The sequence below is a fragment of the Bradyrhizobium sp. 87 genome (genome assembly GCF_023073015.1).
Classification (GTDB): domain Bacteria; phylum Pseudomonadota; class Alphaproteobacteria; order Rhizobiales; family Xanthobacteraceae; genus Bradyrhizobium; species Bradyrhizobium canariense_D.
Genome location: NZ_JADPIQ010000148.1, coordinates 74,869 through 101,312, shown reverse-complemented (window position 1 = coordinate 101,312; position 26,444 = coordinate 74,869). Strand labels below are relative to the sequence as shown.

24 protein-coding genes are annotated in these 26,444 nt (G+C 65.2%); 15 read left to right on the top strand and 9 right to left on the bottom strand.

Going from position 1 to position 26,444, the window contains the following annotated elements; all coding sequences use genetic code 11:
* The first annotated feature begins 41 nt into the window (after positions 1-41).
* From IVB50_RS38945 to IVB50_RS38915, 7 genes are all read left to right on the top strand, one after another.
* Positions 42-1,352: a sugar ABC transporter substrate-binding protein gene (locus IVB50_RS38945; RefSeq protein ID WP_026233623.1), complete on the top strand. Its 1,311-nt coding sequence runs from the start codon at positions 42-44 to the stop codon at positions 1,350-1,352.
* 90 nt (positions 1,353-1,442) lie between these two features.
* The gene (locus tag IVB50_RS38940) at positions 1,443-2,315 is read left to right on the top strand and encodes a sugar ABC transporter permease (protein WP_026233624.1); all 873 of its coding nucleotides are present in this window, start codon (positions 1,443-1,445) and stop codon (positions 2,313-2,315) included.
* Between the two features lie 3 nt (positions 2,316-2,318).
* Positions 2,319-3,149 carry a carbohydrate ABC transporter permease gene (locus IVB50_RS38935; RefSeq protein ID WP_026233625.1) on the top strand — a complete coding sequence of 277 codons (831 nt, stop codon included), beginning with the start codon at positions 2,319-2,321 and terminating at the stop codon, positions 3,147-3,149.
* A gap of 16 nt (positions 3,150-3,165) precedes the next feature.
* Positions 3,166-4,173: an ABC transporter ATP-binding protein gene (locus tag IVB50_RS38930; protein ID WP_018458633.1), complete on the top strand. Its 1,008-nt coding sequence runs from the start codon at positions 3,166-3,168 to the stop codon at positions 4,171-4,173.
* Positions 4,174-4,203: 30 nt separating this feature from the next.
* The gene (locus IVB50_RS38925; protein ID WP_018458634.1) at positions 4,204-4,977 is read left to right on the top strand and encodes an SDR family oxidoreductase; all 774 of its coding nucleotides are present in this window, start codon (positions 4,204-4,206) and stop codon (positions 4,975-4,977) included.
* 38 nt (positions 4,978-5,015) lie between these two features.
* The gene (locus IVB50_RS38920; protein ID WP_026233626.1) at positions 5,016-6,662 is read left to right on the top strand and encodes an FGGY-family carbohydrate kinase; all 1,647 of its coding nucleotides are present in this window, start codon (positions 5,016-5,018) and stop codon (positions 6,660-6,662) included.
* 5 nt (positions 6,663-6,667) lie between these two features.
* Complete coding sequence (locus tag IVB50_RS38915) at positions 6,668-7,603, top strand: carbohydrate kinase (protein ID WP_018458636.1); 936 nt, start codon at positions 6,668-6,670, stop codon at positions 7,601-7,603.
* A 7-nt stretch (positions 7,604-7,610) separates the two neighbouring features.
* Here IVB50_RS38915 and IVB50_RS38910 read toward each other — a convergent pair whose 3' ends face one another.
* On the bottom strand, positions 7,611-8,498 hold the full coding sequence (locus IVB50_RS38910) for a LysR substrate-binding domain-containing protein (RefSeq protein ID WP_018458637.1): 888 nt from the start codon (positions 8,496-8,498) through the stop codon (positions 7,611-7,613).
* A 121-nt stretch (positions 8,499-8,619) separates the two neighbouring features.
* On the opposite strand from IVB50_RS38910, the gene IVB50_RS38905 reads away from it, so the two are divergent.
* From IVB50_RS38905 to IVB50_RS38875, 7 genes are all read left to right on the top strand, one after another.
* Positions 8,620-10,041: an amidase gene (locus tag IVB50_RS38905; RefSeq protein ID WP_026233627.1), complete on the top strand. Its 1,422-nt coding sequence runs from the start codon at positions 8,620-8,622 to the stop codon at positions 10,039-10,041.
* A gap of 99 nt (positions 10,042-10,140) precedes the next feature.
* The gene (locus IVB50_RS38900) at positions 10,141-11,091 is read left to right on the top strand and encodes an ABC transporter permease (RefSeq protein ID WP_026233628.1); all 951 of its coding nucleotides are present in this window, start codon (positions 10,141-10,143) and stop codon (positions 11,089-11,091) included.
* Positions 11,088-11,981, top strand: a complete 894-nt coding sequence (locus IVB50_RS38895) for an ABC transporter permease (RefSeq protein ID WP_018458640.1) — start codon at positions 11,088-11,090, stop codon at positions 11,979-11,981. Before IVB50_RS38900 ends, IVB50_RS38895 begins: the two co-directional genes overlap by 4 nt.
* 2 nt (positions 11,982-11,983) lie before the next feature.
* Positions 11,984-12,997: an ABC transporter ATP-binding protein gene (locus tag IVB50_RS38890; protein WP_026233629.1), complete on the top strand. Its 1,014-nt coding sequence runs from the start codon at positions 11,984-11,986 to the stop codon at positions 12,995-12,997.
* Positions 12,994-13,998, top strand: coding sequence for an oligopeptide/dipeptide ABC transporter ATP-binding protein (locus IVB50_RS38885; RefSeq protein WP_018458642.1), 1,005 nt, complete (start codon positions 12,994-12,996; stop codon positions 13,996-13,998). Before IVB50_RS38890 ends, IVB50_RS38885 begins: the two co-directional genes overlap by 4 nt.
* Before the next feature lie 55 nt (positions 13,999-14,053).
* Positions 14,054-15,550 (top strand): ABC transporter substrate-binding protein, encoded by a 1,497-nt coding sequence (locus IVB50_RS38880; RefSeq protein WP_018458643.1) that lies wholly within the window; start codon positions 14,054-14,056, stop codon positions 15,548-15,550.
* Between the two features lie 354 nt (positions 15,551-15,904).
* A complete protein-coding gene (locus IVB50_RS38875) occupies positions 15,905-16,879 on the top strand; it encodes a magnesium transporter CorA family protein (RefSeq protein WP_018458644.1) in 975 nt (324 codons plus the stop codon).
* A 42-nt stretch (positions 16,880-16,921) separates the two neighbouring features.
* Here the strand turns inward: IVB50_RS38875 and IVB50_RS38870 are convergent, their stop codons facing one another.
* Together IVB50_RS38870 and IVB50_RS38865 are read right to left on the bottom strand one after the other, a co-directional pair.
* The gene (locus IVB50_RS38870) at positions 16,922-17,548 is read right to left on the bottom strand and encodes an alpha/beta hydrolase (RefSeq protein ID WP_018458645.1); all 627 of its coding nucleotides are present in this window, start codon (positions 17,546-17,548) and stop codon (positions 16,922-16,924) included.
* The gene (locus IVB50_RS38865; protein ID WP_018458646.1) at positions 17,545-18,483 is read right to left on the bottom strand and encodes a ring-cleaving dioxygenase; all 939 of its coding nucleotides are present in this window, start codon (positions 18,481-18,483) and stop codon (positions 17,545-17,547) included. Before IVB50_RS38865 ends, IVB50_RS38870 begins: the two co-directional genes overlap by 4 nt.
* A gap of 130 nt (positions 18,484-18,613) precedes the next feature.
* On the opposite strand from IVB50_RS38865, the gene IVB50_RS38860 reads away from it, so the two are divergent.
* Entirely contained in the window at positions 18,614-19,525 is a 912-nt protein-coding gene (locus tag IVB50_RS38860) for a LysR family transcriptional regulator (RefSeq protein WP_018458647.1), read from the top strand.
* A 52-nt stretch (positions 19,526-19,577) separates the two neighbouring features.
* Here IVB50_RS38860 and IVB50_RS38855 read toward each other — a convergent pair whose 3' ends face one another.
* From IVB50_RS38855 to cobU, 6 genes are all read right to left on the bottom strand, one after another.
* Entirely contained in the window at positions 19,578-20,489 is a 912-nt protein-coding gene (locus IVB50_RS38855) for an alpha/beta hydrolase (RefSeq protein ID WP_245288510.1), read from the bottom strand.
* Positions 20,490-20,535: 46 nt separating this feature from the next.
* Positions 20,536-23,211 (bottom strand): hybrid sensor histidine kinase/response regulator, encoded by a 2,676-nt coding sequence (locus IVB50_RS38850; RefSeq protein ID WP_018458649.1) that lies wholly within the window; start codon positions 23,209-23,211, stop codon positions 20,536-20,538.
* Complete coding sequence (locus IVB50_RS38845) at positions 23,208-24,239, bottom strand: ABC transporter substrate-binding protein (protein WP_018458650.1); 1,032 nt, start codon at positions 24,237-24,239, stop codon at positions 23,208-23,210. Before IVB50_RS38845 ends, IVB50_RS38850 begins: the two co-directional genes overlap by 4 nt.
* Before the next feature lie 177 nt (positions 24,240-24,416).
* Positions 24,417-25,049: a 5,6-dimethylbenzimidazole synthase gene (gene bluB, locus IVB50_RS38840; RefSeq protein WP_026233630.1), complete on the bottom strand. Its 633-nt coding sequence runs from the start codon at positions 25,047-25,049 to the stop codon at positions 24,417-24,419.
* Between the two features lie 4 nt (positions 25,050-25,053).
* Positions 25,054-25,836 (bottom strand): adenosylcobinamide-GDP ribazoletransferase, encoded by a 783-nt coding sequence (cobS, locus tag IVB50_RS38835; protein WP_018458652.1) that lies wholly within the window; start codon positions 25,834-25,836, stop codon positions 25,054-25,056.
* On the bottom strand, positions 25,833-26,336 hold the full coding sequence (gene cobU / locus IVB50_RS38830; RefSeq protein ID WP_018458653.1) for a bifunctional adenosylcobinamide kinase/adenosylcobinamide-phosphate guanylyltransferase: 504 nt from the start codon (positions 26,334-26,336) through the stop codon (positions 25,833-25,835). The genes cobS and cobU overlap by 4 nt, the downstream gene beginning before the upstream one ends.
* Positions 26,337-26,444: the final 108 nt, after the last annotated feature.

Genomic DNA, 26,444 nt, shown 5'->3' with positions numbered 1-26,444 from the left:
CGTGGGCATATGCTCAAAAGCGCGAGCTTAGGGAGGTCACCGTGAAACACGTCCTCGGCGCCGTCTGTGGCGCGTCTGTCCTGCTGGCTGTCCCCGCGATGGCCGAAACGACCCTGACGATTGCCACCGTGAACAACGGCGACATGATCCGCATGCAGGGGCTGACGGGTGAATTCACCAAGAAGAACCCCGATATCAGCGTCAAATGGGTGACGCTGGAAGAGAACGTGCTGCGCCAGCGCGTCACAACCGACATCGCCACCAAGGGCGGCCAGTTCGACGTCCTCACCATCGGCACCTACGAGGTGCCGATCTGGGCCAAGAAGGGTTGGCTGGTGCCGCTCGCCAATCTCGGCGCCGACTACGACGTCGCCGACCTCCTGCCCAAGATCAAGGATGCGGTCTCGGTCGACGGCAAGCTCTACGCCGCGCCATTCTACGGCGAGAGCTCGATGGTGATGTACCGCACCGACCTGTTCGACAAGGCCGGCCTCAAGATGCCGGAAAGCCCCACCTGGGATTTCGTCGTCGACGCCGCCAAGAAGCTCACCGACAAGAGCGCCGGCGTCTACGGCATCTGCCTGCGCGGCAAGGCCGGCTGGGGCGAGAACATGGCGTTCCTCTCCGCCATGGCCAATTCCTACGGCGCGCGCTGGTTCGACGAGAAGTGGCAGCCGCAGTTCAACACGCCGGAATGGAAGGCGACGCTCACGACCTATGTCGACCTGATGAAGCAGGCCGGCCCTCCCGGTGCGAGCTCGAACGGCTTCAACGAGAACCTCGCGCTGTTCAATGCCGGCAAGTGCGCAATGTGGATCGATGCCACCGTCGCGGCGTCGTTCGTCACCAACCCGAAGGACTCCAAGGTCGCCGACAAGGTCGGCTTCGCGCTGGCGCCCAACACCGGGCTCGGCAAGAACGCCAACTGGCTGTGGGCCTGGAGCCTCGCAATTCCCGCCGGCTCGAAGAAGGCCGAAGCCGCCGAGAAGTTCATCGCCTGGGCCACCAGCAAGGATTACACCAAGGTCGTGGCTGCGAAGGAGGGCTGGGCGAACGTGCCGCCGGGCACCCGAACCTCGCTCTACCAAAACCCTGATTATCTGAAGGTCGCCCCGTTCGCCAAGCTGACGCTGGCCTCGATCGATGCCGCCGATCCGAACAAGCCGACGGTGAAGCCGGTGCCCTACGTCGGCGTGCAATATGCGGCCATCCCCGAATTCCAGGGCATCGGTACGCAGGTGGGCCAGCAATTCTCGGCCGCGCTTGCGGGATCGATGACGGTCGATGCCGCGCTCACCGCGGCGCAATCTTCAACCGAGCGCGAGATGAAGCGCGCGGGTTACATCAAGTGAGCTCGAGCTCTCCCTCCTGAGCTCAGACTTGCGGCCATCCACCGCTCCAGGTGGATGGCCGCCTTCTTCCCGCAAGCGGAGAAGCCAAGAATGGCAACCCGGCAGACGCAGCTTCTCGCACGGACGCTCCTGACGCCGGCCGTCGGGCTGCTGTTCATCTGGATGATCGTCCCGCTCGCGTTGACGATCTATTTCTCGACGCTGCATTACAGCTTACTCGATCCCGGCTCGGAAGCGTTCGTCGGGCTGGAAAACTTCCGCTACTTCCTCACCGACCCCGCGTTCCTCGCCTCGCTACAGAACACGCTGGTGCTGGTCGGCTCGGTGCTGGCGCTGACCGTCCTGCTCGGAATTCCGCTGGCGCTATTGCTCGACCAGCCGGTGATCGGCCTCAACATCGTGCGGTTGATGGTGATCGCGCCGTTCTTCGTGATGCCGACGGTGAGCGCGCTGGTCTGGAAGAACCTGCTGATGCATCCTGTGTCCGGGCTGTTTGCCTGGATCGCCTCGCTGTTCGGGTTGACGCCGATTGACTGGTTTACCGACGCGCCGCTGCTCGCCGTGATCCTGATCGTGTCCTGGCAATGGCTGCCGTTCGCGACCCTGATTTTGCTCACCGCGATGCAGTCGCTCGACGAGGAGCAGAAGGAAGCCGCTGAAATGGACGGTGCCAGCGCGGTCTCGACCTTCATCTACATCACGCTGCCGCACCTCGCGCGCCCCATCACGGTGGTGATCCTGATCGAGACGATCTTCCTGCTCACCGTCTTTGCCGAGATCTACGTCACCACGGGCGGCGGCCCGGGACTCTCGACCACCAACATCGCCTTCCTGATCTATTCGCAGGCACTGATCCAGTACGATGTCGGTACTGCCTCGGCAGGCGGCCTCGTCGCTGTCGTGATCGCCAACGTTGTTGCCTTTTTCCTCGTCCGTATCGTCGGTCGCAACCTGGAGGCATAAGACATGGCGCGTACGGCGACGAGGCAGCGGGTGGTGGTCTCGACCATCGGGGCGTGGTTCTTCGGCTTCCTGATCTTCTTCCCGATCCTCTGGATGGTATTGGCGAGCTTCAAGACCGAGCTCGAGGCTTTCGCGATCCCGCCGTCCTTCCTGTTCTTCCACTGGACCACGGAAAACTACGCGACGGTGCAGGAGCGCAGCGATTATGTCCTCCACGCGATGAACTCGATCATCATCGCCGGCGGCTCGACCTTGATCGCGCTTTTGATCGCGATCCCCGCGGCCTGGTCGATGGCGTTCTCGCCGACCAAGCGCACCAAGGACATCCTGCTCTGGATGCTCTCGACCAAGATGATGCCGCCGGTCGGCGTGCTGGTGCCGATCTACCTGATCTACAAGTCATTCGGCCTGCTCGATTCCCGCATCGGCCTCGTCTTCATCCTGTGTCTCGGAAACTTGCCGATCGTGATCTGGATGCTGTTCACATATTTCAAGGAGATTCCGCGCGACATCCTGGAAGCCGCGCGCATGGACGGCGCCACCATCGGCCGCGAGCTGATCTACGTGCTGACGCCGATGGCGATCCCGGGGCTCGCATCGACCATGCTGCTGAACCTGATCCTGGCCTGGAACGAGGCGTTCTGGACGCTCAATCTGTCGACCTCGAACGCTGCGCCGCTCACCACGTTCATCGCGTCCTATTCGAGCCCGGAAGGGCTGTTCTGGGCAAAGCTGTCGGCGGCTTCCACGTTGGCGATCGCGCCCATTCTCGTCCTCGGTTGGTTCAGCCAGAAGCAGCTCGTGCGCGGGCTCACCTTTGGCGCGGTAAAGTAGGAAGGGCTGCCGGATCATGGGTCAGATCACACTTCAGGACGTGCAGAAATCCTTCGGCCCCGTGCACATCATCAAGGGCGCGGACCTGGAGATCGCCGATGGGTCGTTCGTGGTGTTCGTGGGGCCGTCGGGCTGCGGCAAGACCACGCTCTTGCGGCTGATCGCGGGGCTCGAGGACGTCTCCGGCGGCAAGATCCTGATCGACGGCAAGAACGTGGTCGACACGCCGCCGGCCAAGCGCGGGCTCTCGATGGTGTTCCAGTCCTATGCGCTCTATCCGCATATGAGCGTGCGCGGCAACATCGGCTTCGGCCTGAAGATGGCGGGGCTGGCCAAGGACGAGATCAACCGTAAGGTCGAGGCCGCCGCCGCAACGCTGAACCTCACGCCCTATCTCGATCGCAAGCCGCGCGAGCTCTCCGGCGGCCAGCGCCAGCGCGTCGCGATCGGGCGTGCCATCGTCCGCGAGCCCAAGGCGTTTTTGTTCGACGAGCCGCTCTCCAACCTCGACGCGGCGCTGCGCGTGCAGATGCGGATCGAGGTGACGCGGCTCCAGAAGCAGCTCGGCACCACCGCGATCTATGTCACCCACGACCAGGTCGAGGCCATGACCATGGCCGACAAGATCGTGGTGCTCAACGGCGGCAAGATCGAGCAATACGGCTCGCCGCTGGAGCTCTACGAGAAGCCGGCCAACCTCTTCGTCGCCGGCTTCATCGGCTCGCCCAAGATGAACTTCGTGACCGGCGAGCACGCCTTGCAGAAGAGCGCAGCAACGATCGGCGTACGGCCTGAGCATCTCAAGATCGAGCGCGACGGTGCCGGCGGCTGGCAGGGAACGATCGCGGTGGCCGAGCACCTCGGCAGCGACACCTTCCTTTATGTCGATGCCGGTCAGCTCGGCATGCTGACGGCGCGCTACATCGGTGAGTTGAGCCTGCACGCCGGCGACCATGTATCGCTGCTGCCGGAGCCCGCGCGCATCCATCGCTTCGACGCAAGCGGCAGCGCCATCCGGGGCTGACAAGAAACGGCAAGAATCGGAAAAAGCAACATGTACCTGGAAAAATTCAAGCTGAACGGCAAGACCGCTTTCATCACCGGCGGCGGGCAAGGCATCGGCTTCGCCTGCGCCGAAGCGCTGGCTGAAGCCGGCGCCAGGGTCGTCATCGGCGATCGCGACAGTAAGGTCGCCGACAGTGCAAAAGCCAGCCTGAAGGCGAAGGGGTATGACGCCGAGACGGCGATCATGGACGTCACCGATACCAAGCGCGTGGCGGAAGTGGCCAACGACGTCGTTGCCCGGCACGGCAAGGTGGACATCCTCGTCAACAACGCCGGCATCGCCCGCAGCGAGACGCCGGCGGAGACCGTGACCGACGAGCACTGGCTCAATGTGATCGACGTCAATCTCAACGGCACCTTCTGGTGCTGCCGCGAGTTCGGCAAGCACATGCTCAAGGCGAAGAGCGGCGCCATCGTCAATGTCGGCTCGATGTCCGGCTTCATCGTCAACAAGCCGCAGGAGCAGTGCTTCTACAATGCGTCCAAGGCCGGCGTGCACCATCTGACGAAATCGCTCGCCGCCGAATGGGGCGCGCGCGGCATCCGCGTCAACGCGGTGGCGCCGACCTATATCGAGACGCCGCTCAACGCCTTCGTGAAGAGCAATCCGAGAATGTACGACGCCTGGATCGGTGGAACCCCGATGGCGCGGATGGGGCAGGTCGAGGAGATCGCCTCCGTGGTGCTCTTTCTCTCGTCCGAGGCCGCGAGCCTGATGACCGGCAGCATCGTGCTGGTGGATGGCGGCTACACTTGCTGGTAGGCTTGCGTCAAAACTGACGAGAGCTTCCGGGGGCGACAATGCCGCGAGCGTATATCGGCGTCGATGTAGGGACCACAAGCACGCGGGCAGGGGTGTTCGACGAGGCGGGCACCTTGCTGGCTATCGCACGGCATCCGATCAGGATATGGCCCGAGGCCGGTGACATCGTCGAACAGTCGTCCCAGGATATCTGGGACGCTTGCACGGCGTCGGTGCGGGCCGTGATGGCGGAAGCTGCAATCGCGCCCGACAGCGTCGGCGGTATCGGTTTCGACGCCACCTGCTCCCTCGTGGTGCTCGACCGGCAAGGCGAGCCGCTCACCATCAGCGCCTCCGGCGACCGGCAGCGCAACGTCATCGTCTGGATGGATCACCGCGCCACGGCCGAGGCGCGGCTGATCAACGAAACCGGTGATGCCGTGCTGCGCTATGTCGGCGGCTCGATCTCGCCCGAGATGGAGATGCCGAAACTGCTGTGGCTGAAGCGGCACATGCGCACGAGCTTCGACGCCGCAGGGCACTTCTTCGATCTGGCGGATTACCTGACCTGGCGCGCCACCGGCTCGTTGCAACGCTCGACCTGCACGGTCACTTGCAAATGGAACTACCTCGCGCATGACGGCGGTGGCTGGAGCGCGCCATTCTTCAAGCGCATCGGCCTGTCGGACTTCGTCAACGAGAAATACGCCCGCATCGGCACCGAGATCGTCGCGCCTGGCACGCGGCTCGGCGCCGGTCTAACCGGTACGGCAGCTGCCGATCTCGGCTTGTCACCGGGCACGCCGGTCGGAGCGTCCCTGATCGATGCCCATGCCGGCGGCATCGGCGCCATCGGCGGCCGCGATGAATCGGAGGGCGCGACAGATGTCTGCGACCGCCTCGCCTACATCATGGGAACGTCGGCCTGCATCATGGCGACGACGAAAGAACCGTGCTTCGTACCGGGCGTGTGGGGTCCTTACTATTCGGGCATGGTACCAAATTTCTGGCTCAACGAGGGCGGGCAGTCGGCTGCGGGCGCTGCGATCGACCATCTTCTCAAGTCGCATCCCGGCCACGCCGAGGCGAGCGTGGCGGCGCGCAGCGAGGGCCTCGACCTCATCGAGTTTCTCGAGCGCCGCATCATCGCGCGCGCAGGCGGCGCCAGCCGCGCCGTGCTGCTGGCCCGCAACGTCCATGTGCTTCCTGAGTTCATCGGCAACCGCTCGCCCTATGCCGACCCTGACACGCGCGCGGTGATCGCGGGCCTCGATCTCGACACCGACATCGCCTCGATGGAACGGCTGTTCGTCGCCGGTCTGTGCGGGCTCGCCTATGGGCTTGCCGAGGTGATCGAGGCCTTTACCGCGCATGGCGTCCATTCCAGCATCATGATCATGGGCGGCGGCGCCAGCCGCAGTCCGCTGGTGCGGCAGATCATGGCGGATACGACTGGCCTCACCGTGGCGCTGCCGCAGACCAGGGAGCCCGTGCTGCTCGGCGCCGCGATGCTCGGCGCAGTCGCCGGCGGCGCCTATGCCTCGATCGGCGAAACCATGGCCAAGATGTCGGCGTTGGGACGGAAGAGCGAGCCCACTACGCCCGACATTGCCGCCTTTCACGCCCGCAAGCGCGAGGTCTACAAGTTGCTGCGCGAGGTCGATCGCGGCAGCCGCGCGGCGATGCGTGGAATGGCCGGAGGTTGAAACGGATGTTGATTTCCTGCGGCGACGCGCTGATCGATTTTGTCCCGACGCGAAATACCGACGGGCGCGAAGCGGTGATGCCGGCGGTCGGCGGCTCCTGCCTCAACGTCGCAATCGGCATGGCGCGGCTCGGCGCGCCGACCGGCTTTGTCGGCGGGATCTCGACGGACATGTTCGGGCGCATGATCGCCGACCACGCCGCTGTATCCAATGTCGAGCTCGGTCTCGCCACAAGCAGCGATCACCAGACCACGCTCGCCTTCGTGCGTATCGTTGCGGGAGAGTCGCATTATGCTTTCTACGACGCCGAGACCGCGACGCGGAATTGGACCTACCGGCGCGGCTCTATTCCCTTCGATACGGTCGAAGTTCTCCATGTCGGCTCGACCACGCTGGTCAATGACCAGGGCGCGAGCGAGACCATGGCCCTGATCGTGGACGCACGAGCGTCCTCGACAATCTCCTTTGATCCGAACTGCCGGCCCAACCTCGTGAAGGACAAGCCGGCTTATCTCGCCCGCATGGCCGAGTTTGCCGGCTGTGCCGATCTCATCAAGATGTCAGACGTCGATTTTACCTATCTGTTCGCCGACGAGCCGTATCACCAGCGTGCGAGCACGCTGCTTGCACGCGGCGCGAGCCTCGTCGTCATCACCCGTGGCGACAACGGTGCGATCGCGTGGCATGCGGGGGCAGGACAGATCGAGGTCGCCGCCCCCAAGGTCGTGGTCGCCGACACCATCGGCGCGGGTGACAGTTTTCAGGCGGCGTTGTTGTTCGCCCTGCACAAGCAGGGACGCCTCGCCCGACAGCAACTGAAGGATATCGGCGCGGACGAGCTTCGCGGTGCACTATCCTTTGCTGCCAATTGCGCCGGTCTCACCTGCACCCGTCCCGGTGCCGATCCGCCGTGGAGTCACGAGATTATCTGGAGCTTGTAGCGTCGCGTCACAGCGGTGCCACGACCTTCTCGGCGCATTTGAGGAAGGTCCGGATCAGCGGGCTGTGAGAATCCCGCCGCCAGCAGACCGCGATGTCGATGGAATCGGTCGCATCCCGCAACGGCCGGAACACGATGCCGCGCGGCGCCCCGAGCTGGGCGCAGGCGGGCAGGATGGCGAGGCCTTCACCGGCGAGAACCAGGTTCATCGCCGAATGCACTGTCTCTACCCGGCTCGCAATCGGCATCACGATCTGATGCCGCCGCAGCAGGGCCGCGACCGCGGAGGAGGAGGGGTCGCGCTCCGGCGGCGGCAACGCGATCAGCGGACGGCCTTGTAGTCGTGTCATTGACACCGCGCTCAGGCGCGCAAGCGGCGAACGGTTTCGCACCGCCAGCACGAACGGCTGCGCGCCGATTCGGGCCACCTGGATCTCGGGATGGTGGATCGCCGGCATGCACAGCGCGACCGTGACGCTACGGTCGAGCAGACGCGGCTCGCGCGTCGTGGCACTGAGCTCGGCGAAATCGAGATCGACGCCGGGAACGGATCGCCGCAACTCGGGGATGAGACGCGGCAGCATCGCGTTCGCCAGTACGAACATGTAGCCGACGGACAGCCGACCACGGCTGCCGGCCGCGACCGCGCGCGCGGCCTCGATGCCGTCGGCCGCCAGCGCCAGCGCCTCGCCGGCGCGCGCCAGCAGCGCCTGGCCCGCTTCGGTCAAATCCATGCCGCGCGTGCCGCGGCGGAACAGCGGCGCGCCGACCTCGGCCTCCAGCTTGCGGATTTGGACCGAGAGCGGCGGCTGCGCCATCCGCAGCCGCTCGGCCGCCTTGCCGACGCTGCGCGCCTCGGCGACGGCAACGAAATAGCGGAGCCGGCGAAGATCCATTGGCATACCGAAATCGTATGGGTTGGTGCTCAAAATCGTATTGGACGGCGAGTTAACAAAACTGTCATCCTGGCTGTCAATGCTATCGGCCAACGGCGGCCCGCTTCGGAGCGATGTGACGATGAACGGCGATCCTTGCCTGCTATCCGCAACCGTGCTGCGCGGTCTCATCGCGACAAAGCAGATCTCGCCCGTCGAGCTCACCCGCGCGGTGCTCGCCCGCGCCGAAGCGCTCCAGCCTGAGCTGAACTGCTTCATCACGATCTGCGGCGACGAGGCGCTTGCCGCCGCGCGCGAAGCCGAGCGCAAGCTGATGGCGGGCGAGCCGCTCGGCCTGCTGCACGGCATCCCCGCAACCGTCAAGGACATCGTCAACACCAGGGGTGTCACGACCAGTTTCGGCGCCATTCCCTACAAGGATAATGTTCCGAACGAGGATGCCGTCGCGGTTGCAAGGCTGCGTGCGGAAGGCGCCATTCTGATCGGCAAGACCACGACGCCCGAATTCGGCAGCAAATGCCTGACCGACTCGCCGCTGTTCGGCCGCACCCGCAATGCGTGGAGCGCCGAGCGCTCGTCGGGCGGCTCCAGTGGCGGCGCGGCGGTGGCGGTGGCGAGCGGCATCGCGCCGCTTGCGATCGCAACCGATGGCGGCGGCTCGACGCGGATTCCCGCCGCTTGCAACGGCGTGGTCGGGCTGAAGCAGAGCAATGGCGTCATCCCGCATAGCCAGGCGCTGGACGTGTTCGGCAACCAGACCTATGTCACGCCGATGACGCGGTCCGTCCCCGACACCGCGCTGATGATGCAGGCGATGGCCGGCGAGGATTCTTGCGATCCCTGGTCGATCGGCGTTCCCGTGCCCGACTTCATCGGCACGGCCGCCCCGCGTGGCGATCTGCGTGGGCAGAAAATCCTGTATTGCCTGTCGCCACCCGGACGCCCGGTATCTGTCGACGTCGAGGCCGGCTTCAAGGCGAGCCTCGATCGACTTGCGGGCCTAGGTGCCGAGCTCGAGGAGTTTTCGGGCGAGGGGTTCGACATCGAGCCGATCTGGCGCGCCATCAATCACACGGTCTGGCGGACGCGCTTTGCAAAATTCGCGGCCGAGCATGGGGACGCGCTGAGCGAGGCCTTCCTCAGGCAGCTTGCGCTCGCCACCGACTTCAGTGGCGTTGCCTATCAGGAGGCGATGTTCGCGCGCACGGCGCTGTTCCGCCGGGTGCAGTCCCTGCTTGCGCATGGGCATCTGCTGGCGATGCCGACCCTCACCCGCACCGCCCTGCCGATCGATCAGGACCTGTTCGGCACCATCGAGATCGACGGCAAGCAGTTTGACAGCGTCCGGCCGCACTGGTTCCCCTGGACCATGCCGTTCAACATGACCGGACACCCCGCGCTCAGTCTGCCCTGCGGCTTCGGCCGCGACGGCCTGCCGATCGGCTTGCAACTCGTCGGCCGCTTCCGCGCTGATGCGGACTTGCTGCGCGTGAGCGCGCTGTTCGAGGCGTCGCATGACCTCCTGTCCCGCTGGCCCGGCTGAGGTGAGGCACATGCCGCAAGGGACTTGTTTGCAAAGCACTTGCCTCCGATGCTCGGACATGTTGATCGTGCTGCGGATGAGCCCTGAATCCGAGCGCGCATGAGCGTATTTGTCCTCCGACGTGTGCTGACCCTGCTGGCGACGCTGGTCGGCGCGTCCGTGATCATTTTCCTGGTGCTGGATGCGCTTCCGGGCAACGCCGCGCAGATGCTGATGGGCGCCGACGCCTCGCCAGATGCGGTCCGCGCGCTCACCGTCAAGCTCGGGCTCGACCAGCCGCTGGCGGTTCGCTATCTGCATTGGATCAAAGGGCTGCTCGTCGGCGATCTCGGCAACTCCTATGTCTACGGCACACCGGTCGCCAGCCTGATCGTGGAGCGGCTGGTGTTGACCATTCCGCTCGCGATGATGTCCATGCTGATCACGGTGACGCTGGCGCTCTCGGCCGGCATCTACACCGCCGCCAACCACAACAAGCTCGGCGACGTCGGCGTGATGTCGCTGACGCAGATCGGCATCGCGCTGCCGAATTTCTGGTTCGCAATCCTGCTGGTGCTACTGTTCTCGGTACGGCTGCAATGGCTCTCCGCGGGCGGCTTTCCCGGTTGGGAGGACGGCGTCTGGCTCGGCATCAAGTCGCTGCTGCTGCCGGCGGTGTCGCTTGCGGTCGTGCAGGCCGCGATCCTCGCACGCGTCACGCGCTCGGCTGTGCTGGAAGTGCTGCGCGAAGACTTCGTCCGCACGGCGCGCGCGAAGGGCCTCGGCAAGCGCGAGGTACTGTGGAGTCATGTGCTGCGCAACGCCATGATCCCTGTGATGACGGTCATGGGCCTGCAATTCGCCAATCTGCTCGCCGGCACCATCGTGATCGAGAACGTGTTCTATCTGCCGGGGCTCGGCCGCCTGATCTTTCAGTCGATCGCCAACCGCGACCTCATCGTGGTGCGCAACTGCGTGATGCTGCTCGCGACCATGGTGGTCATCGTCAATTTCGTGGTCGACGTGCTCTATGCCTTCGTCGATCCCCGCATCAAGGTCCACGATCTGTGAGCGCGCCGTTGACCACCCTCGTCGACGCGCCGGCCGTAGCGCGCCCTCTGCCGGCCCGGACCTTCTGGCGCCGCGCGCTGCGTCATCGCAGCTTCGTGCTCGGTGGCGCGCTGAGCCTGCTGGTTCTCGCCTCGGCGCTGCTGTCGCTGGTGTGGACGCCCTGGTCGCCCTATGAGATCGACATCGCGTCAAAGCTCCGGCCGCCCTCGGCCGCGCACTGGCTCGGCACCGACGTCTTCGGCCGCGACATCGTTTCGCTGCTGCTCGCCGGCGCCCGCTCCACCATCATGGTCGGCATCATCGCGGTCAGCATCGGCCTCACCTTCGGCGTCTGTCTCGGCCTCATCGCGTCGGCCAGGCGCGGCTGGACCGAAGAGATCATCATGCGCTTCTCCGATTTCACCTTCGCCTTTCCGGCCGTGCTCTCGGCGATCATGCTCGCCGCGGTCGTCGGGCCCGGCATGGTGACCTCGATCGTCGCCATCGGCATCTTCCAGATCCCGACGCTGATCCGGCTGACGCGCGGCTCGGCCAACGCGATCTGGGCGCGCGAATTCGTGCTGGCCGCGCGCGCCGCGGGGAAAGGGCGCTTTCGCATCACCATCGAGCACGTGCTGCCCAACATCATGTCGATTCTGATCGTACAGGCGACGATCCAGTTTGCGCTCGCGATCCTTGCCGAAGCCGCCTTGTCGTATCTCGGTCTCGGCACGCAGCCGCCGCAGCCGTCCTGGGGACGGATGCTGAACGACGCGCAGTCGCTGCTGTTCCAGTCGCCGATGCTCGCCGTCTACCCGGGTGCTGCGATTGCAATCGCGGTGCTCGGCCTCAATCTGCTCGGCGACGGACTGCGCGATCTGCTCGACCCTCGACTGGCGCGGGAGCGATGATGATGAGCGAGCGCTCGTCCATGCCGTTGATCGAGGTTGTCAATCTCGGCGTGCGCCTCAACACCAGCCGCGGGCCGGCGCAGGCCGTGCGCGGCGTCAGCTTTGCGCTGAAGCGCGGCGAGACGCTCGGGCTCGTCGGCGAATCCGGCTGCGGCAAGTCGGTCACCGCGTTGTCGCTGATGGGGCTGCTGCCGGATAGCGCGTCCGTCACCGGCAGCATCAAGCTGGATGGCGGCGAACTCGCTGGTTTGTCGGACGCGGAATATTGTCGGCTGCGCGGCAATCGCATCAGCATGATCTTCCAGGAGCCGATGACCGCGCTCAATCCGATGCACACGATCGGCAACCAGGTCGCCGAGCCGCTGCGGCGTCACAGGAAATTTTCGGCATCGCAGGCGCGGCGAGAGGCGATCGCCTTGCTCGACCGCGTCGGGTTGCCTGATCCGGCCAGGCGCGTCGACGCTTATCCGCACCAGTTTTCCGGCGGCCAGCGTCAGCGCGTCACGATCGCGATGGCGCTCGCCTGCGAGCCCGACCTTCTGATCGCGGACGAGCCGACCACGGCGCTCGACGTCACCATCCAGGGCCAGATCCTCGACCTCATCGCCGATCTCGTCGAGGAGCGCGGCATGTCGATGATCCTGATCTCGCACGATCTCGGCGTCATCGCCGAGAACGTGCAGCGCATGATGGTGATGTACGGCGGCACGATCATCGAGAGCGGACCGACCGACGAGGTGTTCCGCCGGATGGGCCATCCCTACACGCAGGGCCTGTTCCGCGCCCGACCGAAACTCGGCGCACGCAAGGGGACGCGGCTGACGACGATATCGGGCACGGTGCCGGAGCTCGCCGATCTGCCTTCCGGTTGCACCTTCGCCGATCGGTGTCCGCTCGTGATCGAGCAGTGCCGGGCTGCGCTTCCAGCAATGGTGGACGTCGGACCGGGCCATTTCGTGCGCTGCATCCGGACGGACGTGTCGATGGCCGAACGCGTCGGAGCGCTGACCGTATGAGCACGGCGCCTCTTCTCGACGTGAAGGATCTCGAGCAGCGCTACACGTTGCCGCGCGAAAGCGTGTTCCGCCCGCCCGGGCAGGTGCGCGCGCTCAACGGTGTCAGCGTGCGGGTCGACGCCGGCAAGAGCCTCGGCATCGTCGGCGAATCCGGCTCCGGGAAGTCGACATTCGCGCGGGTGGTGATGGCGCTGGAGCGGCCGACATCGGGGCAGGTCGCGCTGCTCGGCCGCGACCTCAACCGCATCTCCGCCGACGAGTTGCGCCGCGCCCGCCGCGATTTCCAGATGGTGTTCCAGGATCCCTACGGATCGCTCGACCCGCGCCAGACCATCGCGCGCATCGTCGCCGAACCGCTCACCGTGCTGGAGGGGATTGATCGCACGACGCTACGTGCCCGCGTCTCCGCAGTGCTACGGCAGGTGGGTCTGCGCGATGCCGACATGGAGAAATATCCACACGAGTTCTCCGGCGGCCAGCGCCAGCGCATCGCCATTGCGCGCGCGCTGATCACCCAGCCGAAGCTGATCGTCGCCGACGAGCCGGTCTCCGCGCTCGACGTTTCCGTGCAGGCGCAAGTCTTGAACCTGATGCAGGACCTCCAGGAGCAGTTCGGCCTCAGTTACGTCCTGATCAGCCACGACCTGGCCGTCGTCGACTATCTCTGCGACGAGGTCGCGGTGATGTATCTGGGCCGGATCGTCGAACAGGGCAGGCCTGAGGATTTGTTCGAGCGTTGCGCCCATCCCTATACGCGAGCGCTGCTGGAGGCCGTGCCGCGGGTGCGCGCCGGCGGAGGCCGGCGGCGGCGCGGAGCCCAGGCGATCGCCTCGCAATCGGCGGCCGCGACCGGCTGCCCCTATGTCTCGCGGTGCGCGCTAGCCGACCAGCATTGCCGCGAGGTTCTGCCTGAGCTACGCAAGGTGGGCGAGACGCATCTGGCCGCTTGCCACAAGGCGGAAGCCGTGATGGCGTTGCCGCAATTGCCCGTGGAAGGTTAGCGTCCGCGGCAGGATTGGCGTAGGCTTGAGACAAGACAAGGCCGGGGAGTTACGCATGTTCAGGAAACTATCGATCGTCGCATTCGCCGCCGCACTTGCCGCTGCTCCGTTGCCGGTGCTGGCTCAGAGCAAGAAGGACAGCGTCGTCATGGCGATGGCGCTGGAACCGCCGGGGCTCGATCCCACCAACGCCGCCGCCGCCGCGATCGCCGAGGTCACGCTCTACAACATCTATGAGACCCTGACCAAGATCAACGAGGACGGCACCACCTCGCCCCTGCTGGCGGAGAGCTGGACTGCAGCGCCCGATCTGAAGACCTATACGTTCAAGCTGCGCAAGGGCGTCAAGTTCCACAACGGCGAGCCGTTTGACTCCGCAGCCGTGAAGTTCTCGTTCGAGCGCAACGCGGTCCCCACCAGCACCAACAAGGACAAGAGCCTGTTCCAGAGCTTCGAGAAGGTCGATGCGCCCGACGCCGACACGGTCGTGATCAGCCTGAAAAATTCCGAGCCGAACCTGCCGTTCCTGCTGGGGCAGGCGAGCGGCTCGATCGTCGAGCCGAAGAGCGCTGCCACCAATATCACGCAGCCGGTCGGGACCGGGCCCTATCAGCTGGGCGCCTGGGCCAAGGGCTCCTCGATGACCCTGACCAAATGGGCTGACTATCGCAACGCCGCCGCGATCAAGCTCGCGAAGGTGACGATCCGCTTCATCTCCGATCCGTCCGCACAGACGGCGGCGCTGCTGTCGGGCGACGTCGACGCGTTTCCCCGGGTGTCGGCCCAGCGCACCATCGCGCAGTTCAAGGCGGATCCGCGCTTCAACGTTATGGTCGGCGGCTCCAGGGCCAAGACCATCGTCGGTATCAACCATCGCAAAAAGCCGCTCGACGATGTTCGCGTGCGCCGTGCCATCCTCGCCGCGATCGATCGCAAGGCGATGATCGACGGTGCGGTCGACGGTTTCGGCACGCCGATCGGAAGCTTCTACGTGCCGGGCGCGCTCGGCTATGTCGACACGACAGGCATCAACCCCTACGATCCCGAGAAGGCCAAGAAGCTGCTGGCCGAAGCCGGCGTTACCACCCCGCTCGAGCTGTCGTTGAAGCTGCCGCCGCCGTCCTATGCGCGCCAGGGCGGCGAGGTCCTCGCGGCCCAGCTTGCCAAGGTCGGCATCATCGCCAAGATCGAGAACGTCGAATGGGCGCAATGGCTGTCGCAGGTGTTTGCCGGCAATGGTCCGCATAATTTCGACCTCACCATCGTCAGCCATGTCGAGCCGTTCGATCTCGTCAAGATCACCGAGCCGGACTACTATCTCGGCTACAACAACGACGCCTTCAATGCGCTCTACAAGCAGATCGTGTCGACGCCGGATGAAGCCGCCCGTGCCAAGCTTCTCGGCGACGCCCAGCGCATGCTGGCCACCGATGCAGTCTCGGGCTATTTGTACCAGCCGCAGCTGATCACCATCACCAACAAGAAGCTGAAGGGCGTCTGGAAGGACGTACCCCAATACGAGAACGATTTCTCGACATGGGCGTGGGAGTAGGGCGCGCATGTCGATTGCGCGATGTCGGTGACGATCTCTCCCAACGGAAGAGATCGTCACGAGACCGGTCCAAACAAAAAACCTGAAGAACAACCCCATGCACAGTAGCCGAGGGTAGTGATTTCAATGACTTGCGCGCGACGCGATTGATGAGTTGCGCGTCGCGCGATGCCGTTGACGCGTCGGGCAAAACACTGGCATGATGGCATCATCGAAGAAGGCCGCGCCCGCTTGGTTTGATTGGGCCGCTCGATGCTCCCCCGACTTTGAACGTTCGGAACCCTCATGCGTTAGCTCGGCGCAGGATGGCCGCAGGCCGTGCGATCCGGCGCGAGGGTATGCGGAGTTCGGTTCTTGCTCAAACTATACAGGTGGCCATCCGACGACTGGCAGAAGATCGGCGCGGAGATGCCCTCCGAGATCATCTGGGCTGATCTATTGGACGCAACCGCGGAGGAAAAGCAGTTCGTCGAACGATTGCTCGGGATACGCGTTCCGTCCGAGGATTCGCTCAGCGAGATCGAAGCGTCGAGCCGCCTGATCCTCGACAACGGCACGCTCTATCTCAGCTCGCCGGCGGTCCGGCTCAACGAGAACAACGAGGCCGAGATCACGCCGGTGGGATTCGTCATCGGACCGCACGTGCTGGTGACGGTGCGTTTCGCGCAGCTGCCGATCTTCGAGCACATCGGCAAGCGCATCGGTTCCGATGACAGCCTGGAGAACGGCATGTGCGTGTTCACCAGCCTGATCGAGGCCATGGTCGACCGCGGCGCCGATGTCCTTGAGCATCTCGGCGCGAAGGTCGACAGGCTCTCGCGGGACGTCTTCAAGGGCGGGCTCGTTCGCAGCAAGCGGCCGGTCCGCTCCAGCCGGCGGATGCGCGAGGCGCTGGAAAACATCGGCGAGTTGGCGGATCGGCTCGCCAAGGCGCGCGATGTCCTGCTTGGCGTTGGCCGCATCGCTTCATTCGCCGGCGATGTCGGGGGTGAATGGATCACCGCCGCGTCGAAGAAGCGGCTCGAAGCCGTCTCCAAGGATGTCGCTTCGCTCGGCGATTACGAGACGCGATTGTCGGACAAGATCCAGCTTCTGCTCGATGCCGTGCTCGGCTTCATCAACATCCAGCAGAACGAGCTGTTCAAGATCTTGACGATCGTCTCGGTCGTCGGCGTGCCGCCCACGATTCTGGTCGGCATCTGGGGCATGAACTTCAAGCACATGCCGGAGCTGGACTGGACCTTCGGCTATCCGCTGGCGTGGCTCGCCATCATTGCCAGCGGCGTGCTGCCGCTGATCTGGTTCAAGCGGCGCGGCTGGTTCGAATGAAGCCGCGGCGCACCGTTCGAAATCGATGCGCCGCTTCTTCTGTCAGGCGACTTCGGCGGCGAATTTGCCGATCCAGTCGCGGGCAAGCGTCAAATCGGCCTGCGATAATTGATGGCCCGCCGGCAGGACCTTGTGACCGACCTGCGCGCCCGCTTCGGAAAGCAGTGATGCGAGCCGGGCCGAATTGCTCGCCGGCACGATCGGATCAGCCTGCCCGGACAACAGCAGGATCGGCTTGCCTGCGAGGTTGACCTTGGGCGGATCCGACAGCGGCACCATGGCGCGGAGCAGGATCGCACCAGCAAGCGCGTCCGGCTTCAGCAACAACAGCGCGGCTGCGATGTTGGCGCCGTTGGAGAAGCCGACCGCGACCGGCGCGGCGAGGCCATATCGCTGCCGCGCTTCCGCAACGAAGTCGCCGAGCTCAAGGGCGCGGCGGCGCACGTCGTCCTCGTCGAACACGCCCTCAGTGAGGCGGCGGAAGAAGCGCGGCATGCCGTGTTCGAGCACGCGGCCGCGCGGCGATAGCAGGGCCGAGCCGGGCGAGATCATCTTGCCGAGCCCGAGCAGGTCGTTCTCGTCGCCGCCGGTGCCGTGCAGCAGCAGGAGAGGAGGAGAGCCCGCGTCACGCGCGGGCTCGAAACGATGGATGAATGAACTCTCGGTCACGACACCCTCTCTTCCAGGTTCGGCAACACGCCCTCGATCTGCTTGCGCTGTGCTTCGAGGAAGCTCGGCAGCTTCAGGTCGTGTCCCAGCGTTGCCACGGGCTCGTCGACGGCGAAGCCTGGGATGTCGGTCGCGATCTCGAACAGCACGCCGCCGGGCTCGCGGAAGTAGATCGAGCGGAAGTAGTTGCGGTCGCGCTGTTCGGTCGGGTGCAGGCCGTGATTGCTCACGAGCCTTTGCGCCATCTTGCCCTGCTCGGCGTCATCGGCCGCGCGGAAGGCGATGTGATGCACGGAGCCGCCACCTTGGTGTCCGCGCAGGAAGCCCTTGGCTTCGTAGATGTCGACGACGCTGCCTTCGGCATCGCCCGGTGCCTTGAAGCGGATCACCGAGCCTTCGCGCGCCGTCTCCTTGAAGCCGAACACGTCGGTGAGGACGGCAGCCGTTTTTGCCGCGCTGTCGAGCAGCAAGGTCACGCCATGGAAGCCGCGGATCGCATGCTCGGCCGGCACCTCGCCATTGCTCCAGCCGGGCTCGCTCTCGGCGCCGGGGATACCGACGAGCGCGAGCGCCATGCCATCAGGGTCTGTGAACGGCAGCACGGACTCGCCAAAACGCTTCTCCAGCGCCTCATAAGCGATGCCCTTCTCGACGAAGCGTTGCGTCCAATAGCCGAGCGAGCTTTGCGGCACGCGGAAGGCGGTCTGGTGCGTCTCGCCGACGCCGCGGCGCCCGGCCGGCACGCCGGCCCAAGGAAAGAACGTCAGGATGGTGCCGGGGCGGCCGGTCTCGTCGCCATAATAGAAGTGATAGGTGCCGGGATCGTCGAAATTGACCGTCTTCTTGACGAAGCGCAGACCGAGATCACGGGTGTAAAAGCCGAAATTCCTGATGGGGTCGCCCGCGATCGCGGTCACATGGTGCAGTCCAGACATTGTCGGTCCTCCAAAGCTCGGGGAGCGGTCTTGCTCTGCAGGGAAATATCGTTCCGCTTTGGATTGGAGACAATCCATGCAAATATGACGGCTATGTCTACGATTTGGAAACAATCGCCGGCGCCAGCCCGTGGATAAGGTCGCCAGCCTGCGAGCCTTCGTAAAGGTGGTCGAAAGCGGCAGTTTTGCCGAGGCGGGCCGGCAGTTGCGGCTGTCACGCTCGGCGATCAGCAAATACATCGCCGACCTCGAAGAAAGCCTCGGCGTGCAGCTCCTGAACCGGACCACGCGCCATGCGAGCCCGACCGAGAACGGCCAGCGCTATTTCGAGCGCGCGGTCGTGATCCTGTCGGAGATCGAGGCGGCCGACCAGGCCGTGGCGCAAGCGCAATCGGCGCCGCGCGGCCTGTTGCGCGTCAACGCGCCGATGTCGTTCGGCACCCTGCGGCTCGGGCCGGTGCTTGCCGATTTCATGGCGCGATATCCGGAGCTGCAGCTCCAGCTCGTGCTCAGCGACGACCTGCTCGATCCCGTGCAGGACGGTTTTGACGTGACCTTGCGCATCGCGGAATTGGAATCGTCGAGTTTGATCGCGCGAAAGATCATCCCGGTGGCGCGCATGATCTGCGCTTCGCCCGATTATCTGGCGCGTCACGGCACCCCAAAACATCCGCAGGATCTGCGCGAACATGTCTCGCTGACCTACGGCTTCCTGCTCACTGGCAATCAGTGGAAGCTCACGGGAGCGGGCGGCGACCACTGGATCCAGCCGGCCTGGTCGCTCTGCGTCAACAATGCCGAGGTGCTGCGCGATGTCGCGATCAAGGGCAGGGGGCTCGCGCTGCTCCCGGAGTTCATCGCCGCCGACGCCTTGAGGACAGGCGAGCTGCGGACGGTGCTGGACAAGTATTCTGCGCCGCCGCTTGCGCTCTATGCGGTGTATCCGCCGACCCGACATCTGTCGGTGAAAGTGCGGCTGTTCATTGATTTCCTGGTCGAGCGCTTTGGCCGGGAGGGCGAGGCGTCAACCCGATCAAAATGACCCGCGCGGAAGGGCTGAGCCGAGATATGTCGGCTCCGCGCGGCTCGCTGCTCTATTTTTTGGTATCGAGGAATTGGCGTAACGCCTTCACGGTCACCGCCGGTTGCTCTTCCATCAGCCAATGACCGGCGTCCGGAATGACCAATTCGGTGACGTCAGTCGCGGCGTTTCGCATCACGACGGCCTCTGTCGCACCGAAGGATTTTTCGCCCCCGACAGCCAGCACGGGAATGGTCAACTTGGTCGCGATCGCCTTCTTGTTGTCCTCGGCGTCGGTTCGGATCGACCTGAACTGGGCGAACGCAGCACGCATGGCGCCCGGCCGCGCATAGAGCGCTGCGTAATGACGGCGTGTTGCGTCCGCGATCCTGGAAGGCGTCCCCGCGAAGTCATTCCAGAAGCGGTCGAGGTAGATGCGCTCGCGGCCCTTGACCAGCCGCTCCATGTCCGGGCCTCCGAGATCAAAATGCCAAAGCTGCGGGCTGCGAACCACCTCGTCCCATGGCGGCACCCCAGGCACCGGGGCATCCATCACGATCAGCTTCTCGGCCAGGTCGCGATAACGGGCCGCGTAGGCATAGGCCACCATGGTTCCGATGTCGTGGCCGACGACGACGGCCTTTTCGATGCCGAGCGCTGCGAGAACGGCCCGCATGTCGGCAGCCTGGGTCCATTTGTCGTAGCCATTGTCGGGCTTGCTCGAGAGGCCCATACCGCGAAGATCGGGCACGACAACGGTGTGGTCGCGCGCGATATCAGCGGCGAGCTTGACCCACATGTCGCCGGTATCACCAAAACCGTGGATCAGGATCACGACAGGCCCCTGACCGCCGACGCGAACATGAATCTGCGTGCCGTTGGCCGCGATGGTTTTGGTCTTGAAGCCGGACGGAAACTGTTCGACCTCGGCGCGCGCGGCAGGGGCGAGCAGCATGAGAAGAATGGCGAGACATCTTGCGCGCACCGGCGCCTCCGATCATCTTGTATTTCAGTCCAGTGACCGAACGCTGTTAGGCCGGCCGGAGCAGATCGTCCAGCGCGCTCATCGAGGCCTCTCGAAGCGCGGCGAGTTCGCGGGCGGCTCTCTCGCATTCGGGCCGGGACATCGTGACTGCCGCCAGCTCGACCTCACGGCAGAATTCGAAAAGGCGGACGAGGCCGAGCGCACTCGCGCCGCTGCCGAGCTGGTGCGCGCAGCGCGCGAGCTGCGCGGGATCGTCAGTCGCCGCAGCCTTGGCAATCTCCTCGACCAGCTTTTCGCTCGTCAGTTCCAGCAGGTCGTGGAGTTTTGCGATCTGCGCCGCGCCCAGCAGCTCCTTCTGGTCATCAAGGAAATGCCGGTCGATCAATGCGCCTGCGGCGAGTTGCGGCGCGGCCGGCTGGTTCTGGGCATCGTCCTCGATCGCCTCGCGCAGCGCATTGATCAGGATCGGCTTGCTGACGATCCTGGCAATGCCTGCCCCCGCGAGCCGCTCGCGGGCGCGGCCCGACATGTCCGCGGTTACCGCGATGATGCGCGGCATGGTCGGCAGACCGAGCTTGCGGATCCGCGATGCCGCCTCGACGCCGTCCATGTCGGGCATGTGCAGATCCATCAGGATGATGTCGAACGCCTGATCGCGGGGGAGCGCGACGGCCGACGCGCCGTTCGTGGCGATGGTGGCGCGGTGGCCGAGCCTCTTCAACATCGCTTCACCGACCTCGCAATTGACGGGGTCGTCGTCGACCAGCAGCACGCGAAGCTGCCGCGATGGCGGCTGAACCGCGCCTTGCGCGATGTCGGTGGTGGCGAGGCCAAGCGGTACCTCAAGCATGAAGGAGCTGCCCGTACCCGGCGTGCTCGCCACCGTCAGCTCGCCGCGCATCAGGCGGGTGAGGCGCCGCGCGATCGCCAGTCCAAGGCCGGTGCCGCCGAACCGCCGCGCGATACTGTCGTCAGCCTGGACGAAATCCTCGAAAATCCGCTCGTGCATGTCGGGCGCGATGCCGATGCCGGTATCGCGCACGGTGATGCGCAGCAGGACATGATCGTCATGTCTCTCGGCGGCCGCGCTCAAGCCGATGCCGCCGCGCGGGGTGAACTTGATCGCGTTGCCGATCAGATTGAGCAGGATGCGATTGAGCCGCACCGGATCGCCGTGCACGGAGGTATTGACCGTCGCATCGCAGGCGAGATCGAAAGTCAGGCCCTTGTCAGAGGCCTGCGGACGCATCAGATCGGCGGCCGTCTCGATGAGCTGGTCGAGGCGGAAATCGCGGGTCTCCAGAGTCTCGGCGCTGGCCTCCAGGCGCGCATATTCGAGGATGCCGTCGACCAGCGCGATCAGCGTTTCGCCCGACGCGGCCGCGGTCGTGAGGTGGCGCCGCTGCGCTTCGCCGAGACTGCCGTCGTCGAGCAGTTGCAGCACGCCCATGACGCCGTTCAGCGGCGTGCGCAGCTCGTGGCTGACGACCGCGAGAAAGCGCGATTTGGTCTCGTTGGCCGCGACCGCCGCGCTGCGCGCACGCTCGGCGGCATCGTGCTCGGCAAGGGTCTGGTCGCGGGTCTTTTCCAGTTCGGAGGTGCGCTCGATCACCTTGCGCTCGAGCGTCGCATAGGATTCGCGCAAGTGAGCGGCCATCCGGTTGAATTGATCGCCGAGCGCCTCCAGCTCGTCGCCGGTCTTGATCGCGAGCCGCAGGCTGAGGTCGCCGCTGCCGATCCGCCGCGCGCCCTGCGTCAGGATCTGGATCGGCACGGTCATGCGCCGGCTCAGAAAGAGAGAGACCAGCACCGCACATGCCAGCAGGATGACCAGGAGAAAAGTCGAGCGCCCGATCGACGCATAGATCGGCGCATAGGCCTCGGTGAGCGGCAGCTCGACGAACACCAGCCAGCCCAACGAGGGGACCGTCGCATAGGTCGACAGCACGCGTTGACCGGACAGATCCTCCTTGACCAAGCCGCCGGAGGGCGGCCCGATGCCATCGAGCGCGGCCCGGACGTCGGGATGGCCGGAGAGATCGCTGCGGCGCAGCGCCCGCCACAAATCGGGATGCGCGATCAGGATACCCATGCGATCGACCACATAGGCCTTCCCGGTGTTGCCGACCCTGATTCCGGCGACGAGGTCCCAGATGAAGCGAAGATTGACCTCGGCGACAATCACATCCGGCGCCAGGCCCGTTCCGCGCGTGGCGAGTGTCATGAACGGCTCGGTGTCGCCGAGGAAGTAGACCGGCCCGTAATATGCGCGGCTTTCGTTGGCGCCGCGGAAGGCCTGCGAGGCGGAGAGGTCGGTCTTGCTGCCGATCCTGTCCGCGACACGGCGCGACACGCGCACCTGCTCGCGGCCTTGGGCGTCGAGCTCGGCGATGTCCGCAATCGCAGGCGAGAGGCGCAGGAGGCGGATGGCGTTCAGGCGCTGGTCCTCGTTCGTGGACAGCTCCGGGGGCAGGCGCGAGAGCCATCTGATCTGGTTTTCGATCTGGCCAATGAACTGGCCGATCTGGACGGCGGCGCTTGCTGCCTGCTCGCGCTGGGTCGCCGCCAGGAGTTGCTTCTGCTCGCGATAGGAGAACCAGACGTCGAAGCCGGTGTTGATGGCGAGCGCGGCGAAAGCGAGCGCGACGATCGAGTAGAGGTATTTGCGGAACAGCCGGCCGGGAGGTGGCCGCAAATCTCCCTGGTCGATCGTCTCGTTCACTCGCGGATCTCGTCGGCGCGCGCCAGCAGCGTGAATGGTATCGTCAAATCCAGCGTGCGGGCGACCGTGCGGTTGATCAGGAGTTCGTATTTCCGTGGCGATTGCACCGGCAGATCGCCGGCCTTGGTGCCGCGCAGGATGAGATCGACATAGTCGGCCGAGCGCACTTCGAGCGTCGGCCCGTAGCTCATCAGCCCGCCCGCATCCATGAAATAATAGAACGGGTAAATCGCAGGGACGCGATATTTGGCCGCCGCCGCCACCGCCGCCTGCCGGTGGACCACCAGGAAGCTGTCGACCAGCGCAATCATTGCCGCCTTGGGGGGAGCGGAAAAGGGCCTGACGGCTTCGTCGATCTCCGTTGGCGCGCTGACGGGGGCGGGGATCACGGACACGCCGGCCAGTGCTGCCTCTTGCTCGATGGAATCGAGGAAGAAACGGCCGCCGCGAGGAGTGGTCGCCGGGTTGTACAGGATACCGACGCGCGCAAGATCCGGCACGGCCTCGCGGATGAGCTGAAGCCATTTGCCGCCCATCTCGGCGCTGCTGTTGGTGAAGCCGGTCACGTTGCCGCCGGGATGGGCGAGGCTTTCGACGAAGCCATTGCCGACGGGATCGTTGGCCGTCGCGAATACGATCGGAATGGTTTTGGTGGCTTCCAGGACTGCTGCGGTTTCTATCGTCGAGCCGGTCAGGATCACATCCGGCTTGAGCGCCAGCAATTCCTGAACCGCGGTCTTCAGTCTATCCGGCGCGCCGAAGGTCGAACGGAGCTCAAGGCGGAAATTGACGCCTTCGACCCAGCCTCGCTGCCTCAAGCCCACGATGAGGCCACCCAGGCGGGAGGTCGGGCTGTCGATCATGCTCCTTCTGGTCAGTTCGTCGTCGAGCGGCAATGCCGTCAGCGATCCCACGACCCGTACGCGATCAGATGTTGCGCCGAGCGCCAGCCACCCCGCGGCGGTCGTGCTGGCAAGGCGAATGAACCCGCGGCGATCGACCGCGAGAGCGGAAGGCCGTTCGGTCATGACATTCTTTGCATGGTGGCTAGCCCCAGGCGCATGCTTAGCGCGAACGGCCGGCATCCACAATTGACGAAAAAATGCGTTTGTGACTGCTCATTCGCAGCGTTTGGCAGTCCGATACCGTATTCCTACGTCGGCAGTCGCTCGCAACACAGAAGATGGATCTCCGGCGTGGCCTGATTAACGCTGCAGCGTGAATTCCTCTGCCCCCCGCCGCTGCTCCCACTTCGCCTGTTCCAGCTCGGGCCGGTCGCATTCGACTTCCGGATAGCCGATACAGAGATAGGCGATGAATTTCCAGGTGTCGGGCACGTCGAGAATGGCGTGGATGCGATCCGGATGGAGGATCGATACCCAGCCAAGCCCGATGCCCTCGGCGCGCGCGGCCAGCCACATCGCGGTGATCGCCGCAACCACGGAATATTCCGTCGTCTCCGGCATCGTCGCGCGGCCGAGGCCGTGACCGGTGTCGCTGGCCTTGTCCGCGAACACGGCGAGGTGGCCGGGGGCCTGTTCGAGACCCGACAGTTTCAGCGTGGCATAGCGTGCTGCGCGCTCACCGGCATAGGAATTCAGCGCGTCCGCGTTGCACGCTTTGAAGTCGTCGATCACGGCGCGACGCCGTGCGGCGTCATCGACGATGACGAAGCGCCAGGGCTGGCTGAGGCCGACCGAGGGCGAGAGACAGGCCGTCTCGATCAGGCGATCGATGGCGCCGTCCGGCAACGGATCGGCGCGAAAGCGGCGCACGTCGCGGCGCCACACGAACAGCTCGCGCAAGTGCTGGCGAAAGGTGTCGTCGAACTCGACCATCACGTCAGCCTCCGATCTGGACAGCTGCGGCAACCAGCAGGATCAGGATCTCGCCGGTCTGCTCGAACGCGCCAAGGATGTCGCCGGTCTGCCCGCCGATCTGGCGGATGGCAAGTCGCGCCAGCATCAGGCCGGAGAGGGCGAGCAGGATCAGGCTCACCAGCGCCTTGCCCGGCCCAAGCGCGAGCACGAGCGCGAGGATTCCAACAGCGAATGCGATCGCAACGCTTCGACTCGGCGGTGATCCGGCGCTCGCCGACAGGCCGTCAGGTCGCGCAGGCGCGACCTGCGACATGAAGGCCGGCAAGCCCGCGCGGGCCGCAGTGTGCGCAGCGCACAGTGCGAGCGCGACGGCCCACGGATTGGCGATCGTCGCGAGCGCGCTCCAGCGCAGGCCGAACGACAGGATCAGCGCGCAGACGCCATAGGTGCCGATCCGGCTGTCGCGCATGATCTCGAGCTTGCGCTCGCGGGTGCGGCCGCCGCCGAGCCCGTCGGCGGTATCGGCAAGGCCGTCCTCGTGCAGCGCGCCGGTGACGAGGGCGGTCGCGGCCAGCGCGAGCAGGGCGGCAAGGTTCGGCGACAGACCCAACAGGCTCGCGACCTTGTAGACCAAGGCGCCGGCAAGGCCGACCAGCAGTCCCGCGACTGGAAGAGCCCAGGTCGCGCGTGCGACGGCGCCGTCAGCTGCGGGCTTCGACAATGCGACGGGGAGGATTGTCACGAACGATGCCGCCATCCTGAGATCGGCGATGACGTCTCGCAAAAATTGGTCGCGCGGCATCATTTCAGTTTCATCGGCAGGCCGGCGACGACGAACTCGGCCTCGTCCGCAACGGCGGCGATGGCCTGGTTCATGAAGCCGGCGGCGTCGCGGAAGCTCCGCGCCAGCGCATTGTCGGGGACGATGCCGAGGCCGACTTCGTTGGTGACGAAGACGACGGGGCTCTTCTGGCCGCGCAGGAAGAGGGCGAGCTTCATGACTTCGTGATCCCAGTTGCGCTGCGCAAGCATCATGTTGGAGAGCCACAGGGTCAGGCAGTCCACCAGTCTAGGCCCGCCGCCATCGGTCTCGATCAGCGCCTGCAGAAGATCGAGCGGTACCTCCCGCTCGATCCAATCGGTTGAGCGGCGTCTGCGATGCTTTTCGATGCGTGCTTCCATTTCCGCGTCGAGCGCCTCGGCCGTAGCGATGTAGACGGGTCGGCCCGGAAAGCTGCGTGCGCGTTTTTCCGCATGGGCGCTCTTGCCCGATCGCGCTCCGCCCGTGATCAAGATGACGGCCATAAAAATCTCCTGTGGGTCTGACTAATCACCAAACGCGGCCAAAAACAAAGCCGAAATCCGCCAGCCGGGGGCTTGCGCTCCGGCCGTCGTTTGCGCAACAGGGGCGGG